General features: G+C 73.0%; 13 protein-coding genes. 5 read left to right on the forward strand and 8 right to left on the reverse strand.

Translation table 11 applies throughout. The annotated features are described in order from the left end of the window. Positions 1-23: 23 nt before the first annotated feature. The 4 genes from CES90_RS14040 to CES90_RS14055 form a co-directional block, all read right to left on the reverse strand. Positions 24-4,667 (reverse strand): hypothetical protein, encoded by a 4,644-nt coding sequence (locus tag CES90_RS14040; protein ID WP_189785116.1) that lies wholly within the window; start codon positions 4,665-4,667, stop codon positions 24-26. Between the two features lie 46 nt (positions 4,668-4,713). Beyond that, positions 4,714-5,613, reverse strand: coding sequence for a hypothetical protein (locus CES90_RS14045; RefSeq protein WP_189785117.1), 900 nt, complete (start codon positions 5,611-5,613; stop codon positions 4,714-4,716). Positions 5,614-5,758: 145 nt separating this feature from the next. Beyond that, a complete protein-coding gene (locus CES90_RS14050; RefSeq protein ID WP_189785118.1) occupies positions 5,759-7,285 on the reverse strand; it encodes a hypothetical protein in 1,527 nt (508 codons plus the stop codon). Positions 7,286-7,372: 87 nt separating this feature from the next. Continuing rightward, entirely contained in the window at positions 7,373-8,068 is a 696-nt protein-coding gene (locus tag CES90_RS14055; protein WP_189785119.1) for a GntR family transcriptional regulator, read from the reverse strand. Between the two features lie 135 nt (positions 8,069-8,203). Between CES90_RS14055 and CES90_RS14060 the strand changes: the two genes are divergently transcribed. From CES90_RS14060 to CES90_RS14080, 5 genes are read left to right on the forward strand one after another with little or no spacing between them, the layout of a single operon-like run. After that, the gene (locus tag CES90_RS14060; protein WP_189785120.1) at positions 8,204-9,523 is read left to right on the forward strand and encodes an MFS transporter; all 1,320 of its coding nucleotides are present in this window, start codon (positions 8,204-8,206) and stop codon (positions 9,521-9,523) included. Then, complete coding sequence (locus CES90_RS14065) at positions 9,520-10,374, forward strand: putative hydro-lyase (protein WP_373313470.1); 855 nt, start codon at positions 9,520-9,522, stop codon at positions 10,372-10,374. Before CES90_RS14060 ends, CES90_RS14065 begins: the two co-directional genes overlap by 4 nt. A 42-nt stretch (positions 10,375-10,416) precedes the next feature. Further along, positions 10,417-11,175, forward strand: a complete 759-nt coding sequence (locus CES90_RS14070) for a LamB/YcsF family protein (RefSeq protein ID WP_189785121.1) — start codon at positions 10,417-10,419, stop codon at positions 11,173-11,175. Next, a complete protein-coding gene (locus CES90_RS14075; protein ID WP_189785122.1) occupies positions 11,172-11,783 on the forward strand; it encodes a 5-oxoprolinase subunit B family protein in 612 nt (203 codons plus the stop codon). The genes CES90_RS14070 and CES90_RS14075 overlap by 4 nt, the downstream gene beginning before the upstream one ends. Beyond that, on the forward strand, positions 11,780-12,652 hold the full coding sequence (locus CES90_RS14080) for a 5-oxoprolinase subunit C family protein (protein WP_189785123.1): 873 nt from the start codon (positions 11,780-11,782) through the stop codon (positions 12,650-12,652). Before CES90_RS14075 ends, CES90_RS14080 begins: the two co-directional genes overlap by 4 nt. 142 nt (positions 12,653-12,794) lie before the next feature. Here the strand turns inward: CES90_RS14080 and CES90_RS14090 are convergent, their stop codons facing one another. The 4 genes from CES90_RS14090 to CES90_RS14105 form a co-directional block, all read right to left on the reverse strand. Next, entirely contained in the window at positions 12,795-13,649 is an 855-nt protein-coding gene (locus tag CES90_RS14090) for an SGNH/GDSL hydrolase family protein (protein ID WP_189785124.1), read from the reverse strand. Next, the gene (locus CES90_RS14095; protein WP_189785125.1) at positions 13,646-14,812 is read right to left on the reverse strand and encodes a glycosyltransferase; all 1,167 of its coding nucleotides are present in this window, start codon (positions 14,810-14,812) and stop codon (positions 13,646-13,648) included. Before CES90_RS14095 ends, CES90_RS14090 begins: the two co-directional genes overlap by 4 nt. After that, entirely contained in the window at positions 14,809-15,939 is a 1,131-nt protein-coding gene (locus tag CES90_RS14100) for a glycosyltransferase family 4 protein (RefSeq protein ID WP_189785126.1), read from the reverse strand. The genes CES90_RS14095 and CES90_RS14100 overlap by 4 nt, the downstream gene beginning before the upstream one ends. 139 nt (positions 15,940-16,078) lie before the next feature. Beyond that, on the reverse strand, positions 16,079-17,497 hold the full coding sequence (locus tag CES90_RS14105; protein ID WP_189785127.1) for a HEAT repeat domain-containing protein: 1,419 nt from the start codon (positions 17,495-17,497) through the stop codon (positions 16,079-16,081). Positions 17,498-17,647: the final 150 nt, after the last annotated feature.

Genomic DNA, 17,647 nt, shown 5'->3' on the forward strand with positions numbered 1-17,647 from the left:
TAGAGCAAGGGCCGCAGCCCCGTTTACGAGGCACTGGATGTTGTCGGCCTCTTGAACATCCTTGTCGCCGTGATCTCGCTGTGTACCGCCTCCCCCGCCTGGGGCGGCTGGGGCAGGCCCGGGCGGAGGTGTTCCTCCACGCTGATGTACTTCAGGCCTGCGCGGAGGTCGGCGTCGTTGCGTAGGCGGATGACCAACGGGAACTCCGCCAGGGCCGTCGTATCGAAGAGGCCTGTGGTGTAGAGGAGTTGGACACCGAGGGCGTCCGACACCGCGCGCTGCAGCTCCAGCAGGTACGTCGCGTTGGCGCGGCCGATCGGGTTGTCCAAAAACAGCGTTCCCGCGTGGCGGTGCTTGTCCCGGCCTCGGTCGTTGCTGCGCAGCGCGGCCATCGTGCAGTACAACGCGATCGCGGCGGTGAGCAGCTGCCCACCCGAGAACACATCGCCCATCTGCCCCACGGGCACGCGCTCGGCGCGCAGCACGGCGTCCGGTTTGAGGATCTCTACGGCGACGCCCTTGGGCTGGAGGGCAGCGCTGACGCCTCGCAGCAGCAGGGACATGCCGTCGCGGCGCATGTCGGAGTTCTTCTTCACGGCCGCGCGGGTCGCCTCGTCGACGACCTCTCCGAGCCGCTCGGTGAGCGTGGCCTGGTCGGGCTCCTCGAAGCGGATGCGCAGGAACTCCTGGCCGGACCACTCGCCGAGTCCTTCGGGGAGGCGGGAGAGCCGCTGGGCGGACCGCAGGGTCGCGAGGGCCGACTCCACGAGCCCTCGCAGCCGGTCCACGATCGAGTCCCGGTTGCGCTCCAGCTGCGCCAACTCGTCCGTGAGGACCCGGAGTCGGGGTGCGAAGGCATCCGCCCACTTCTGCGCGTGCTCGGGCAACGCGGACGCGGGCAGCTCGCGGATCTGTTGGCGGGCGGGCGTGCGGACCTGCTCATAGCGCGTGGAGTTGGCGTGTCGTACGAGGATGTCACTGGCCTCGCGTACGGCACCCTCGGCAGCGGAGAGGTCGGCGGCGCAGCCGCGCAGGGAGCGGCGGGCCTCGGCGGCGGCTTTGCGGGCCTCTTCGAGACCGCCGGGGTAGGGCTCGGGCTCCTCCTGGTCGTCGTCCATGGTGTGGTCGCGCAGGAGGTCCCGGAGCAGGGCGGCGGTCTCGTCGAAGCCGCCGGCCGCGTCCTCGGCGGCGCGGTGGGACTCCAGCAGCTCGGCGTGGGCCTCGCGGGCCTGGGCCAACGCCTCGGTGCGCGAGGCGAGTTCAGCGGTGGCGGTGCGCAGCAGGGCCTGCGCGTGGTCGGCATCGCGCGGGAGCAGTTCGTCAGGCAGCTCGGTGTGCGCCTCGCCGTCCTCGGGGGCGTGCCGCTCGGCCTCGCCGCGCAACCGTCCGAGCTGCTCGCTCGCGGTGGACATCCGGGTTTCGAGGACCTGGACGAGTTCCTCGGCACGGGCCGCGGCCGCCTGCCGGGACGGCCCGTCGGAGCCGTCGGGCGACTGCAACAACTGTTCGGCGCGGTTGCGGACCTTGTTGGTCAGCCGGTCGAGTTCGGCGATCGCGGCGCTCTCGTCGCTCTCGGCCCGAGCCTGCTCGGCGCGCAGATCGGCGCCGACGCCAACCTTCTCGTACACCTGGGAGGCGGCGCGGTAGGCCTCGCGGAGGGCGGCGAGGGGCTGCTTGGGCGTGTCGGAGTCGGTCTCCGGTACGTCGTCGGGGGCGCCCGCGATCTCCGCGCGCTCGGCGCGCAGCGCACGCGCCGTGCGGCGGGCGTCGTCGGCGGCGCGCTGGGTGGCGCGGCGATCCTCGTCGGCGGCGCGGGCGCGCTCCAGGCAGGCCTGCGCGCGGGCCTCGGACTCGGTGGCCTCATCGGCGAGTTCGCGGAGCTTGGCCTGCCAGCCGGCGCGTTCACGCAGCCGGAAGGCGAGTCCGGCGAGGGCGTCGGCGGCGCGCCGGGCCTTCTGGGCGGCCTCCTGCCGTTCGTCGCGGACCTGGGACGCCTCGGCCGCCACTTCCTCGGCCTCGGCGCGTACGGTCCGCGCCTCCGCCAGTTCGGCCTCGGACTCCTCGGCGAACGCACGGGTCTCCCGCGCGGCCGTGGCCAACTCGGTGAGGCGCCCGGCCGGGCATCCCGTGCGCCAGGAGGCGAGCCGGGCGGCGAGCTCCCGGTCTTTGCCGAGCCGTGCCGCGAGCTGCCGGATCTCCTCGTCCCGTTCGGTCGCCCGCGCACGCAGCGCCTGCCGCTCCTCGTCGGCGGCGTGCTCGTCGTGCATGGCCGGGTTCGGCGGTACGAGGAAGACGTCACCGTCTCCGGAGTCCACGGGCGGCGTCGGCGCCAGCAGGGCCGCGGCCGTACCGACGGCCACGGCGGAGCGCGGGAGCAGTGCGGCGTCGCTCAGCGCCTCGCGGGCCCTGGCGTGCGAGTCCGGGTCGGTGATGATGACGCCGTCGACCAGCTCCGGCCGGGCGGCGAGCACGCGCGCGTGGTCGGTGGGGTCCACGGCCTGGGCGAGGTAGCGCCAGCCGGGGAGGGCCGGGATGCCGTGCTCGCCGAGGAACTCGACGGTCGCCAGGACGTCAGGGCCCGGCGGCAGCAGTCCGCCGTCACCGAGGGCGCCGAGGATGCGGGAGTCGTCGGCCGCGGCGGTGCGCAGCTCGAAGAGAAGGCGCTCGGCGGACGACACGTTCTCGTCGAGCAGTTCGCGCAGCTCATCGGCGAAGCGGTCCAACTCCTCGGCTGTGAGGGGGCCTTCGCCGCTGTCCTGGGTGTCGCCGTCCGCGGTGGTGCCGTCACGCCGCGGTTGCGGGATCGCCCTGCGCGCGCCCTTGCCGCCGAGGCCCAGCAGCTCGACCAGCCGCTCCTCCCCCGCCAGGGCCTCGGCGGTGCGGCGCTCCCCGTCGTACGCGCGCTCGGCGGCGATCGCCGCGTCCGCCGCGCGGGCGGCCGTCAGCTCGGCGCGGGACTCGGCGGAGGCCGCCTCCCGGGCGTGCTCGGAAGCGCGTCGTGAGGCATCGCGTGCGGTGTCCCAGGCGGCGACGGCCGTCTTCTCGGCGTCGCTGGCGGCGAGGGCGGCCCGGGCCGGGTCGGCATCCGGCGCGCTGTCGTCGAGCCAGCCCGCGCGGACCGCCTCGGCGGTCTCCTGTTCGACCTCGCCGAGCCGCTGTTTCAGGTGCCCGATCTCGCTGCGGGCGCGCTGTGCCTCGGTGGCGGCGGCCGTCGAGTCCCGGTACGCGGTCTCGCCGACTTCCTGCAGGGCGGCGGACCGCTCCTCCCCTTCGTTGGCGAGGTTCTCGGCGCTCTCGGCCGCGGCGTGCAGGGCGCGTACGAGGTCGACGGCGGCCTTGGCGCGGGCGGCGAGCGCCGGGGCGGCGTCCCTCTCGGCCTCCTGGATCGCGGCGGCGACACGCGCGACCCGGTCGGCGGCGGCCCGGTGTCTGAGCACGGCCTCCGCTGCCTGCCAGGCGGAGTGCAGTGTGCGGGCGTCGGCCAGCTCCCGTTTCTGCGCGGCGGCGGACTTCTCGGCGGCGGCCAGCGCCAACGAGGCGTGCCGATAGGCGAGTTCGGCCGCGATCAGTGCGCTGCGGTCGCGGGCGGCCTCGGTGTGCGTGACCGCGTACGCGGCGGCGGTGACCCGCTGGGCGAGGTCGGTGCCCCGCACCCGTTCCTGCGCGGCGCGCGCGGACAGCCGCCGGGCCAGGGTGCGGGTCCGCCGCTCGGCGCCCGCGTGGATGTCCCGCGCCCGCGACCGGGCTTCGGCAGCCTCGACGATCCGCCCGAGCAGATCCACCGACCCGGCCGTGAAGTCCCGCTCGGCGATCAGTTCCGCCCGCCGCCCCAGCTTGTTGCCGAAGCCGCCGACCAGGTCGGCGAGCCCGTCCGTGTCCCGCGTGTCGGTGACGGCCCGCAGCAGCAGGTCGGTGAAGTCGGAGTCCTTCTTCACCGCGAACAGACCGGCGGCCTCACCCTCGTCGGCGTTCATCTCCCGCTGGTACCGGAAGAGTTCGGGGTCGAGACCGAGCTCCGTCAGGTGTTCGTTCCAGCGGTCGTGGATCTCCTCCCAGTGCGCTTCGAGGTGCGGATACGCCTTCCCGGCCTCGGTGAGGGCGTCCCGGAAGCCCTTCATGGTCCGCCGCCGCCCCTGCGCGCCGGACGCGCCCTCCACGGGCGGCCGTACGGCGGTGGACTCGGCGACGGGAAGGTTGTCCAGGCTCAGCCCCGGCCCGGGCCGGAAGGAGTACCAGGCCTCGGCGAACTTCCTCGGGTCGTTGGAGACCTGTCGTCCCCGCCACTCACTCACCTTGCCGACCACGACACACTCACCGGTCAGCGTGTGCTGCCACTCCAGCGCGACATGCCCGCAGTCGTCCGCGAGCAGGAACTTCCGCAGCACACCGGAGCTGGCACCGCCCAGCGTGTTCCGGTGGCCCGGCAGCATCACCGAGAAGATCAGCTTGAGCAGGACCGACTTGCCGCCGCCGTTCTCCAGGAAGAGCACACCGGCGGGTGCGGGCCGGCGCGGCGGCCCGGTGGGCTCCTCCTCGAAGAACTCCGCCTGCTGTGGCGCGGGGTCGGGCACGGGCTCGCCCACACCCCTCAGGTCCAGCACGGTGTCGGCGTAACGCGCACCGGCCGGCCCGATGGAGTAGAGGCGGACCCGGGACAGCTCGTACATGGCGGCGGACTTTCGCGGTCGTGACGGTGGTTCGTGAAGCCGGATGTCAGGCGGAGGGGGATGAGGGGGACGAGTGGAACGGCAACCCGGCGTCGGCCACCAGCTCCAGATCTTCGGTGTCCTCGGCGGGCAGCAGGGTCGCCGTGCCGTCGGTCACCGGGACGATGCCCAGTTCCAGCAGCTCGGCCATGGCCGCACTGCCCGCCATGTCCCGCACCTGGAGCTGATAACGGGCGGTCGTCCGGTACGTGCCCCCGTTGTCGTCGCCCGTGCGCTGCAGGAACCCCGAGTCGGTGAGGAAGCCCACCGCCTTGCCGACGATGCCGGTGGTCGACCCCGCGAGCCGACGCGCGTCCTTGGTGGCGCCGGTGGAACTGCGTCGCGCCCAGATCCGCCAGGCCGCCTCCAGCCCCGGTGCGTCGCTGGCCGGGTCGGTGTTCTCCCCCTGTTCCTCGGCCCGTTCCTCCAGCCGCCGGCAGGCCTGCCGTACGAAGGCGTCGACCCCGTTGACCGACACCCGCCCTATGTACCCGTCGTCCGCGAGGTCCTCGGGCCGCGGAAAAGCCATGGCGGCAACCGCGAGATGAGCGAGCCCATGCAGAAACCGGTCCACCGAGTCCGCCGAGGTCCGCCGTGCGTAGTCCCCCATCCGCACGGCGAACACGGAGTCCTCGGCGGCGGTCACAGCCATGCCCGCCCGTGGCGACACCTCCAGCACGACCAGCCCGAGCCCGGTGGCCACGGCATCGGCGAGCCGGGCGAAAGCGGGGTCCTCGCGGTAGCGGCGCAGCAATTCGCCGTATTCCTGGTCACGGGCAGGCTGAAGCTTGGGCTGAAGCCCAAAGGCGACGAGCCGAGCGGCATCGGCGGCGTCGGCGGGAGTGAGGGCAGCAGCCACGGGAGCAACTGCGGCTTCCGGCTCACTCCACTCGACGTGCTCGCTCACGGCAGAAACTCCTTGATGTGAAAACAGGGGGTACGGGCAGCAAGGCCAGGGGCGCGGGGCTGTGACATCTGCGGCTCCGCCGCGTGGGCGCGACCAGCCACTGACGGCTCGCAGCCAACAACGATCCCGCAGCTCAACGGTGCTCTCATGCCGCCTCCGTACGGTCCGCCGCCATCCCCACCGCATCCAGGAGAGCCGTCCCCACGATCAAATCGGCCCCACCGAACTCCGGATCGTCCAGCTCCGTCCCGTCATCCACAGCGAAGAGCAACTTCTCCTCCCCCTGCCGATAAGCCGTACCAACCGGCGGACTGGCCGCATGCACAGCCAAGAGGGCAACCAGATAAGGCAGTTCGGGATCGGACCGCCGCGCCTCCGCCAACAACCCCGACAACCGCCGAGGCGCATCCGCAGGCAGATCCAGCAGCTCCTTGGCCACAGCGAGCTGCTCCTCACTGAACCGGCTGTCATCCGGCGTGGCGATCAGATCCGGCTCCGGCATCTCCGCCCCGAGATGCTCCCGCTCCACCGGCGGCGTGAACAGCAACTCGACAAGGTCCCCGACCCGCACGGACCCCGGCGTACGCAACCCGGTCCCGCGAGAGAAGAACGCGTCGGTCACCCGCCGAGCCTGCTCCACCGGCAACGGCAGCAGCGGCGCGATCAGATGCCCGTAGAGATCTATCCCCGACGTCGTCATCGGCGTGGCGAAGGCCTGCCGATCCTGCTCGGCGCGGAACAGCGGCCCCGCCTCCAGCAGCCGCGACTGCAACTGCGTGTGGCGCCGGATGCAGTCCTTGACGATGTCCACCAGCTCGGCGGCGCGCCGCTTCTGCTCCGGGTCCTCGGACTCGTCCCGGGCCCTACGAATATTCGTGAGGATCGCGTTCTCGTGGCGATACCGGTCGGCGACATGGTCGAGTGCCTCGGCGATCATGTCGGGCACGGCCTGGAGCCAGTCCACCGCGCGGACATTGCGCCGGGTGGCGTCCAGCGCCTTGCGCAGCGTCTCCGAGTACTGCACGGTCCGGTATCGCGCCTGCTCGGCGGCGAGCTGGGCGTCGGCGAGCCGACCCCGGCTGATCAGCACCTCCAGCTTGACCTCGGCGGCGATCTGGGCGCTGGTGACATCGGTGTCGAGGGCGCCCACGAGGACGTTGACGGCCTCGTCGGTCGTACGGAGGTAGACGCCGCCCCCGTATCCGGGGACCTCTTCGATCAGCTTGAAGTCGTAGTCGCGGCGCACATAGGTGCCGTCCGGCGCGAACGTCCCGTACACGGCCCGGAAGCCGCGGTCGACGCTGCCGACGTTGATCAGGTTCTCCAGGACCCAGCGGGCCACCCGCTCGTGCTCCTCGAGGGGCCGCCGCGGGGCCTGGGCGGCGATGCGCGGGATGAGCCGGGCGACGATCTGGTCGTGGTCGGCGCCCGTGTCGAAGTCCATGTTCAGTGTGACCAGGTCGATGGCGGCGAGGGCGACCTCGGCCATCCCGTACACCGAGTACTCACCCGCGAGGTTCGCCTTGCGGGCGTCCAGGTCGTGCAGCGGCGCGGTGCAGGCGAGCGCGCGCAGCCGCCGCGCCAGTCCCTCGTCGGCGGCCGGGCCCAACGCGGGGCGCGGCCCCGCGCTGAACTGGGGCGGAACACTGTCCGTCGATTCGGGTGAAGTCACGGTGCACAGATTAGGTGCTGGGTCTGACAACGACCCAAATCGTGCCGCCGCGCCAGGCGGGGACCGCGCGAGGCCAGGGCCTCCGTCTCAGGGGACGTCGGCGACCCGGCGCCCGTACACCTCCACCAACCCCTTCAGCGAGTCGTCGAGATAGGCCGCCAGCATCTCCTCGGCCTCGTCGCGCTCACCCTTCTGCAGCCTCTGGAGGATCAGTAGATTTCGCGCCAGATACGGCTCGTACAGTTTGCGCGGATTGTCCACCACATGGAACGCCAGCCGGAGTTCGGCGAAGACGCTGCGCATCAGTTCGTCGGTACGGGCGCTGCCGGCCAGGGCGACGAGTTCGCGGTGGAAGTGGATGTTGGCGGTGGAGACGCCTTTCCAGTCATTCTCGTGCGCCGCCCGCTGCCCCTCCTGGACGGCTTCGGCGAGCCCGTCGAGACCGTACGGCGGCGATCCGAGCCCACGCACGACGGCGCACTCGACGAGGCGGCGGGTGCGGTAGATGTCCTCGACGTCCTCGACGGTGAGCACGCGTACGAAGACCCCGCGGTTGAGCTCGTGCACGAGCAGGCGTTCGTGGGTGAGCAGGCGGAACGCCTCGCGGAGGGTGTTGCGGGAGACACCGAGGGCGCCACCGATGCTGTCCTCGGACAGCCGTGTGCCGGGCGGGAAGAAGCCCTCGGCGATCCGGCTCCGGAGGATGTCCGAAACCCGCTCGGCGGTGCTGGTGCGCCCGAGGAGGGCTCGATCGTCGGCAAGATCCGTCAATTCGGCGGCCATGCCCGGAATTCAACCGCAGACACAAGAACGAAACAACATGGGTATTGAGGGATCGTTCAACAATCCTCTACCTTGCTGGACAGCACGGCACGGCTCAGTCCTCAAGCACCCTCCGTCCCTCACTGCGAGGTGCCCATGAGCACGACCCCTCCCTCCCCCGCCACGACGACCACAGCCCTGCCCAAGTCGGGCGAACAGGCCCCGGACGGCGGCGCGTTCGGCTGGCTGCGCGCACTCGGGCCGCAGGGCCGCCGCGCGTTCGGCGGCGCGTTCGGCGGCTATGCCCTCGACTCGTACGACTACTTCACGCTGCCGTTGAGCATGGTCGCGCTGGCGGCCTACTTCGGCCTGGACAGCGGCCAGACGGGCCTGTTCACCACGGTCACGCTGGTCGTCTCGGCGATCGGTGGCGCCGCCGCGGGGGTGCTCGCGGACCGGATCGGGCGGGTGAAGGCGCTGATGATCACCGTGGCCACGTACGCGGTCTTCACGGTGGCCTGCGGCTTCGCGCCCAACTACGAGACGCTGCTGGTGTTCCGGGCCCTTCAGGGTCTGGGCTTCGGCGGTGAGTGGGCGGTCGGCGCGATCCTGGTCGCCGAGTACGCGAGCGCCAAACACCGGGGGCGCACGCTCGGCGCGATCCAGAGTTCCTGGGCCGTCGGCTGGGCGCTGGCCGCGATCGTCTACACCGTCGTGTTCTCCCTCGCCGACGAGGACCTCGCCTGGCGCATCATGTTCTGGACCGGCGCCCTGCCCGCGCTGCTCGTCGTCTGGGTGCGCCGTCAGGTCAAGGACGCCCCGGAGGCGGCCGCCGCCCGCGAGAAGAGCACCGAGAAGGGCTCTTTCGCCGCGATCTTCCGGCCCGCCACGGCCACCGCTCCCGGTCTGCTGCGCACGACCGTGTTCGCCGTGCTGCTCTCCACCGGCGTCCAGGGCGGCTACTACACGCTGGCGACCTGGGTGCCGACGTACCTGAAGACCGAGCGCGACCTGTCCGTCGTCGGCACCGGCGGCTACCTCACGTTCCTGATCTCCGGTGCCTTCATCGGCTACCTCACCGGCGGTTATCTCACCGACCGGCTGGGCCGCAGGCGCAACATCTGGCTCTTCGCGATGCTCTCGGCGATCTGCATCCTGGCGTACGCGAACATCCCCAGCGGCGCCAACACCCTTCTCCTGGTGCTCGGTTTCCCGCTCGGGTTCTGTATGTCGGCGATCTTCAGTGGCTTCGGCTCGTTCCTGAGCGAGCTGTATCCGTCGGCCGTACGCGGCACCGGGCAGGGCTTCACATACAACACCGGGCGCGCGGTGGGCGCCGTCTTCCCGACGACGGTCGGTTTCCTCGCGGACAGCTGGGGCGTGGGCGGCGCGCTGGTCTTCGGCGCGATCGGTTACGGCCTCGCGGCGGTGGCGCTGCTCGGTCTTCCGGAGACGCGCGGAAAGGAGCTCGTGTGAACCACGTGACCACCACCCAGGACCGTCCCTCTGCCCTCGTCCATGACCGTCCCTTGACCCTCGTCGACCCGCACGCGCACGCGTGGACCCCCGACAAGGCTCGCGCCCGGTTCCGCTCGGGGGTGTCGGGTCCCACCGCCGGGGTCGCAGCCGGCCGCACCCAGGCGAACCTGATCTCGGTACCGGCCGACTGGGCCTACGACATGCTGCTGTTCTGCCAGCGCAACCCGAAGCCGTGCCCGGTGCTCGACGTCACGGACGCCGGTTCGTGGACGACTCCGCTGGCGGAGGGCGCGGACCTGCGCACCGATCTGCCGCGCTACCGCGTCTGGGAGCACGGCGAGTTGGTGGCCGAGCCCACCGACGTGGTCGATGTCTGGCGGGACGACCTGGTGTCGTTCCTGATCGGCTGCAGCTTCACCTTCGAGTGGGCGCTCAGCGAGGCGGGTGTCCCGATGCGCCACATCGAGCAGGGCCGCAATGTCCCCATGTACGTCACCGGCCGCCAGTGCCGCCCCGCAGGGCGGTTGCGCGGCCCCATGGTGGTGTCGATGCGCCCGGTGCCGCCCGCGCATCTGGCCGCCGCGATCCGGGAGAGCAGCCTGCTCCCCGCCGTGCACGGCGGCCCGGTGCACTGCGGCGAGGCGGCGGGCCTCGGCATCGCGGACATGTCCCGCCCGGACTTCGGCGACCCGGTGGAGGCCGAGCCGGACGACATCCCGGTGTTCTGGGCCTGCGGGGTCACCCCACAGGCCGCGGTGATGGCCTCGCGCCCGCCGTTCGCGATCACCCACGCACCGGGCCAGATGTTCGTGACCGACGCCCGTGACGAGCAGTACCGCGTGGCCTGACCGGCGGAAAGCCCGCCGGGGATGACCAGCAGAATGGGAACCATGATCTCCATCGATCTCAACGCCGACCTCGGCGAGGGCTTCGGCCGCTGGCAGCTGACCGACGACGAGCAACTGCTGTCCGTCGTCACCAGCGCCAACGTGGCCTGCGGCTTCCACGCCGGGGACGCGGCCACCATGCGGAAGGTGTGCGAGTTGGCGGCCGAGCGCGGCGTACGGGTCGGTGCCCAGGTGTCGTACCGCGATCTGGCGGGGTTCGGGCGGCGCGCGATGGACGTGCCTCCCGACGAACTGACGGCCGAGGTGGCGTACCAGATCGGCGCCCTGGAGGTCTTCGCGCGCGCGGCGGGCACGCGCGTGTCGTACGTGAAGCCGCACGGTGCGCTCTACAACCGTGTCGTGCACGACGAGGAGCAGGCGGCGGCGGTGGTCGACGGAGTGGTCCTCGCCGACGCCACGCTGCCCGTTCTCGGCCTGCCCGGCTCTCGCTTTCTCAAGGTGGCCGAGCGGGCCGGGCTGCCTGCCGTCACGGAGGCGTTCGCGGACCGCGCGTACACGGACCAGGGCACCCTGGTTCCGCGCGGTCAGGGCGGTGCCGTGATCACCGACGCCGACGCGGTGGTCGAGCGGTCCGTCGACCTGGCCCGCACCGGCACGGTCGTCTCCCACTCCGGGGAGCGCATCCCCGTCCGCGCGCGCTCCCTGTGCCTGCACGGCGACACACCGGGCGCGGTGGAGCTGGCCCGTCGGGTGCGGGCCGAGCTGGCGGCCTCGGGCGTACCCGTGGAGGCGTTCGCATGAGGGCGCTGCCGGTCGGGGACCGCGCGCTGCTGATCGAGGTGGCCACGGGCGAGGAGGCCGAGGCCCTGCACGCCGAGCTCCTGCGCCGCCGCGCGACGGGTGAGCTCTCGGTGGCCGAGATGGTCCCCGCGGCCCGTACGGTCCTTCTGGACGGCCTCGACGCCCCGTCCCGCCTCGCCGAGCGCCTCGCCTCCTGGGAGATACCGCCCGTCCCCCGGCGCGCGGAGGACGTCGTGGAGATCCCCGTACGGTACGACGGTCCCGATCTGCCGGACGTCGCCGCCCACTGGGGTGTCGACGAGGCCGAAGTGGCCCGGATCCACGCGGCGGCCGAGTTCCGGGTCGCCTTCTGCGGTTTCGCACCGGGCTTCGGCTATCTCACCGGGCTGCCCCGCGAGGTGCCGCGCCGGGCCACGCCGCGCACGGCCGTCCCGGCGGGTTCCGTCGCCCTGGCCGGCCCGTACACCGGTGTCTACCCGCGCTCCTCCCCGGGCGGCTGGCAGCTGATCGGTACGACGGACACGGTCCTGTGGGACCACGCGCGCGTGCCGGCCGCCCTGTTGGCGCCGGGCACCCGCGTCCGCTTCACACCGGTGGCGGCGGCGTGACCGACCGCGCCCTCGCCGTCGTCCGCGCCGGCGCGCTCACCACCGTCCAGGACCAGGGGCGGCCCGGCCATGCCCACCTCGGAGTGCCGCGTTCGGGCGCCCTCGACGCGCCCGCGGCCACCCTGGTGAACCGCCTGGTGGGCAACCCCACGGAGGCGGCCGTCCTGGAGACCACCCTCAACGGCTGTTCCGTACGCCCCCGCTCGACGGTCACCATGGCCGTCGCGGGCGCCCCCTGCCCCGTCACCGTGGACGGCCGCCCGGCGCCCTGGGGAGCCCCCGTACGGGTCCCCGGCGGCGCCCTGCTCGACATCGGGGCCGCGCGCTCCGGCGTAAGGAGCTATCTCGCCGTCTCCGGCGGTGTGGCCGTCGAGCCGGTGCTGGGCAGCCGCTCGACCGACCTGCTGTCGGGCCTCGGTCCCCCACCACTGACGGACGGCACCGTGCTCCCCCTGGGACGGCCCAGCGGGGCGCACGCGCGCGTGGACGTCGTTCCGCATCCGGCGCCGCCCTCGGAACTCGTCCTGCGCGTCACGCTGGGCCCCCGCGAGGACTGGTTCACGGACGCGGCCCTGGGCATCCTCACCACGCGCCCCTACGCCGTCTCGTCCGCGAGCAACCGCATCGGCCTGCGTACGGAGGGACCCGCCCTGGAGCGTTCCCGGGCGGGTGAACTCCCCAGTGAGGGAATGGTGCTGGGCGCCGTCCAGGTGCCGCCGGACGGCCGCCCGGTCGTCTTCCTCGCCGACCACCCGACCACCGGCGGCTACCCGGTGATCGCGGTCGTCCACCCGGCGGACCTGCCCGGCGCGGCCCAGGCCACCCCGGGCACACCGGTGCGGTTCGTCGCCGTACGGCACCGCCGCTGAGCATCGTTCCGGCACCGCCGCTGAGCATCGTTCCGGCACCGCCGCTGAGCATCGTTCCGGCACCGCCGCTGAGCATCGTTCCGGGGACCGCCGCTGAGCATCGTTCCGGGGACCGCCGCCGAGCTTCGTTCCGGGGCCCGCCTCACGCCACCTCCGGCCGGTGTTCCGGCCCGGACACCGACAGCGCCGCCAGCGCCGACGCCACCGCATGGGAGGCGGACAGGTCCAGCCGGGCGCTGGTGCCGCGGGCCTTGTGGCGTACCTCGGCGGCGGCCAGCGTGAGGAGCTGCGGAAGCAGGTCGGTGCACCGCCGGGCGACCCAGCCCGTACCCGCCGTGGCCAGCCACCACAGGCTGGCACCGCGGGTGGGCACGGGGAACTCGGGCTCGGGGGAAGGGCCGGGCCCCGTCGCGATCCCCGTCTGCGCGAGCAGGGCGTGGAAGCGGACGGCGAGCTGCCGATGCCCCCGCTCGCCGGGGTGCAGCCGGTCGGCGCTCCACATCGCGCGGTCCGTCAGCCAGGCGCCCTCCGAGGCGTGCAGATGGACCGCCCCGTAGCGCTCGGACAGCGCGTGGACCACGGTGTTGACGGCCCGCTGCCGCCGGGCGAGCGGCCTGGCGAGCGCTCCGGGCAGGCCGAGCATGGCCCCGGGGTCGGGCAGACAGGCCGTGAGCAGCAGGGTCTCCCGCTCCCGGAAGGTCCGGTACACCCCGTCCAGGCGGGCGGCGACGGCGTGGATGTCGAAGGTGCAGCGCAGGGTGTCGTTGACGCCGATGACGACGGAGGCGATGTCCGGGCGGAGTTCGAGCGCGGCGGGCAGCTGCCGTTCCAGCACGTCGCGGGTCTGGGACCCGCTGAGGGCGAGGTTGGTGAAGTCCACGGCGGGGCCGAGCCCCTCGGCGAGCAGGGCGGCCCAGCCCCGCCAGCCTCCTCCGACCGGGTCGCCGACGCCTTCGGTGAGGGAGTCGCCGAGGGCCACGAAACGGAGGGGTCTCATCCGACGCCCTCCCATATCGAGCGGGCCGGGCGCCCGACGCTCGCGTCGTGCGCGGTGAGGAACGCGTCCACCGCGGTCTGCCAGCCGAAGCACTCGGCACGCGCGCGTGCCGCTTCCCTGCGCTCCCGCTCCGGGCGGTCCAGCAGGAGTTCGACGGCGTCTGCGAAGGACTCGCCGGTGTCCGCGGCCGTCGCCCCGGCCGAGCCGACGACCTCGGGCAGCGCGGACGAGGAGCTCGCCACCACCGGCGTGCCGCAGGCCATCGCCTCCAGCGCGGCGAGCCCGAACGTCTCGGCGGGGCCGGGCGCCAGGCACACATCGGCGGAGGCCTGCAGGCCGCCGAGCATGTCGCGGTCGGCCACATGCCCCAGGAAGGTCACCGGCAGCCCCTTGGCCCGCTGTTCGAGCCGGCCCCGCAGCGGCCCGTCCCCGGCCACCACCAGCACGGCCCGCTGTCCGCGCCGCAGCAGCGCCTCCAGCGCGTCGATCGCCGTACCGGGCCGCTTCTCCACCGACAGCCGGGAGCACATCACCAGCAGAACCTCGTCCACGCGCGCGTGCCGCTCCCGCAGCGCCGGATCCCGCAACGCGGGGTCCCGCCCCTCCAGGTCGACGCCCAGCGGGGCCCGTACGACGTTCCGGGCGCCGATCCGCACGAACTCCCGTTCCGCGAACTCCGTGGTGCACACCACCCGTGAATAGGTGTGGGCCGTACGGACGTTGAGGGCGTCGGCGGTCCGCCGGGCCATCGCCTCGGACAGCCCCCAGGTGCGCAGCACACCGTCGGCGGTCTCGTGCGAGACCATCACGGCTGGCACCCTGGCCCGGCGCGCCCAGGCCCCGGTCCAGCGCAGCGTGGTGCGGTCGGAGACCTCCAGGCGGTCGGGCTCCAGCGACTCCAGGAGCCTGGCCACCCGCCGCTTGTCCACGAGGACCCGGTAGCCGCCGGTGCCGGGCAGCAGCGGGCCGGGCAGGGTGATGATCCGCCCCTGCTCGGTCTCGCGGTCGGTGTGGCGCTCACCGGGGACGACCAGCACCGGCTCGTGCCCGGCCGCCTTGAACCCCTTGCCCAGCTCGCGCAGCGCGGTGCGCAGCCCGCCCGAGGCGGGCGCCACGAAGTTGGCGAGGCGCACGATCCGCAGGCCGTCGGTCCGCCGACTCATGCCGCCACCACCGTCCGCGCGGCCAGCACATCGGCGTAGTGCCCGATGAGCTGATCGCCGACGGCCGCCCAGGTGCGGCCCTCGACCATGGCCCGGCCGGCGGCCCCGTACGCGGCCCGCAGCGCCGGATCGGCGGCCAGCGAACACACGGCGTCCCGTACGGCGGCAGCGTCGCGCGGCGGCACCAGAAGCCCGGTACGGCCGTGGGCCACAAGGTCCAGCGGGCCGCCGGCGGCGGGGGCGACGACGGGCACGCCGCTCGCCATGGCCTCCTGGACGGTCTGGCAGAAGGTCTCGAACGGGCCGGTGTGGGCGAAGACGTCCAGCGAGGCGAAGATGCGGGCGAGATCGTCGCCGGTGCGGCGGCCCAGGAAGACGGCGCCCGGCAGGGTCTCGCGCAACCCGGGTTCGCTGGGCCCGTCGCCCACGACGACGACGCGCACACCGTCCAGACCGCACACCCCGGCCAGCAGTTCGACCTGCTTCTCCGGGGCGAGGCGGCCGACGTAGCCGACGATCAGCTCGCCATCCGGGGCCAGCTCGCGGCGCAGTGCCTCGTCGCGCAGGTCGGGGCGGAAGCGGACGGTGTCGACGCCGCGTGGCCACAGGCTGACCCGGGGCACGCCGTGGGCCTCCAGGTCGCGCAGGGCCACGGTGGAGGGGGCGAGGGTGCGGTCGGCGGCGGCGTGCACGGAGCGGATGCGCCGCCAGGCCGCCGCCTCACCGGCGTGCACGTAGGTGCGGGCGTAGCCGGCGAGGTCGGTCTGGTAGATGGCGACGGCGGGGATGCCGAGGCGCGCGGCGGCCGCCATGCCGCGCACACCGAGGACGAAGGGGCTGGCCAGGTGGACGATGTCGGCCCGGTGTTCGACGATCGCCGCGGCGACTCTGCGGCTGGGCAGGGCGACGCGGACCTGGGGGTAGCCCGGGAGCGGAAGGGAGGGCACGCGGACGACGGGGCACGGCGCCTGAAGATCGGCTGCGGCTCCGACGCCGGAGGCGGTGGTCGGGGCCACGACGAGCGGGGCGTGACCGCGTGCGACAAGGTGCCGCGCGGTCTGCAGGGCGCAGTGGGCCACGCCGTTCACATCGGGGGGAAAGGACTCGGTCACTATGACGACACGCATACGGGTGTTGTCGTCGTGCTGGACGTGGCCGCGTCAACGTGGATCTTTCCGGGCGGGGAACGTCCCATGAGCGTTGCGCTGCACACCTGTCCGGGTCAGCCCGCGTCCATGCCCTCCTGACCTCCGAGTCGCCTGGTGTTCACATTGCGGGCATGTCAGGTCCGATACGGCTGCGTACGGCTGTCTGGACCTCGGCCTCCTCGGCGGGGTCCGCGGCCAGGCGGCGGAGCTGGTCGACGACGCGGGCGTCACCTGTCTCGGCGTGCCGGGCGGCGATCTCGCGGGTGGTCTCCTCGCAGTCCCAGAGGCACTCGACGGCGAAGCCGGCCGGGAAGGAGGGGTCGGTCGCGGCGAGCGCACGGGCGGCGCGGCCACGTAGGTGGGAGGAGGCGGTCTCGCGGTAGATGTGGCGCAGCACGGGGGCGGCACAGACGATGCCGAGCCGTCCGGTGCCGTCGACGAGGGTCCACAGGGTCGGCGCGTCGGGGCCTTCGCCCCGTACGGCCTCCCGCAATGCGCCCAGCACCAGATCGCTGTCCTTGGTGCCGCCCCGACAGGCGAGCATGCGCCCGGCGGCCGCGCCCAGCGCGTCCGGCCGGTGCACCCAGCCGCGGGCTCGGTCGACGGCGGCCATACTGCGCATCCGTTCGAACGCGTCCACGGCGGCGTCCACGACCATTGTCGTGCCATCGGTCACCGCGCCCTCGATCAGGTCGAGGGCTTCGGGATCGTTGCCGTCGGCGAGGTAGCGCAGGGCGGTACAGCGGGCGCCGTCGTCGCCGGACCGGGCGGCCTCCAGGATCTCCGGCCGGTCCTCGGGTGCCGCGACGGCCGCGAGACACCGGGCGGCCGGCACATGGAGCACGGCTCCCCGTTCGATGCCCTGTTGGGCCCACTCGAACACGGCGCTGACGCTCCACCCCGGCCGGGGCCCGCTCGGTCGCATCTGCCGCTGCCAGCGGTCGAAGGACCCGGCCTCCTGCGCAGCACGCACGCGTGTGGCGATCGCTTCGCGGGGGTCCTCGGCCCACAGCCGCCAGGGCCGGGGCTCGAAGGCGTCCCGGACGACGGCGGCGAGTTCGGCCTCGCCCTCGGGATCGGTGGTGAAGCGGGCCAGGACGGGTTCGGCGAGGGCCCGTAGCCCTTCGTCGTCGTCCCTGAGGGCCAGCTCGTCCAGAGCCCAGGCCCAGCTGGTGCCCACGGCGGCGTACCTGCGCAATAGTTCGAGCGCGTCCCGCCTGCCGTATGAGGCGAGGTGCCCGAGGACCGCGAGGGCGAGTCCGGTGCGTGACTCGCAGGTGTCGAGCACGTCCTCGGCGTCGAAGAGGTGCCGCTCAATCTCGTCGAGCTCGCCACTCAGGTCGAGGTAGAGCCGGGCGTAGTACAGGGAGCGGTTCTCCACCTGCCAGTCGTGGCGGGGGTCGCTCAGCACACAGTGGTTCAGCGCCGCGAGCGCCTCGGCCCGCGGGGCGGTGAGCGCGTGCAGCGTGCCGTCGCCGCGGCCTCGCTGCAGCAGGCCGAGCAGCGTACCGCTGGGCGCTATGACCGGTTCGAACATGGGAAACAGCCTCACATCAAGCGTCGACGCAACCGGGATCTTGCTTTACCTGGCCGCGTGACAACACGTCGGGGCGCCCGCCGTTTCCTGCTTGCTGTAGACCATTTTCCTCTGCCTCTCGTCAGTGGCCCATGCGGACCGCATCACGGT

It is taken from the genome of Streptomyces capitiformicae (genome assembly GCF_002214185.1).
Lineage (GTDB): Bacteria > Actinomycetota > Actinomycetes > Streptomycetales > Streptomycetaceae > Streptomyces > Streptomyces capitiformicae.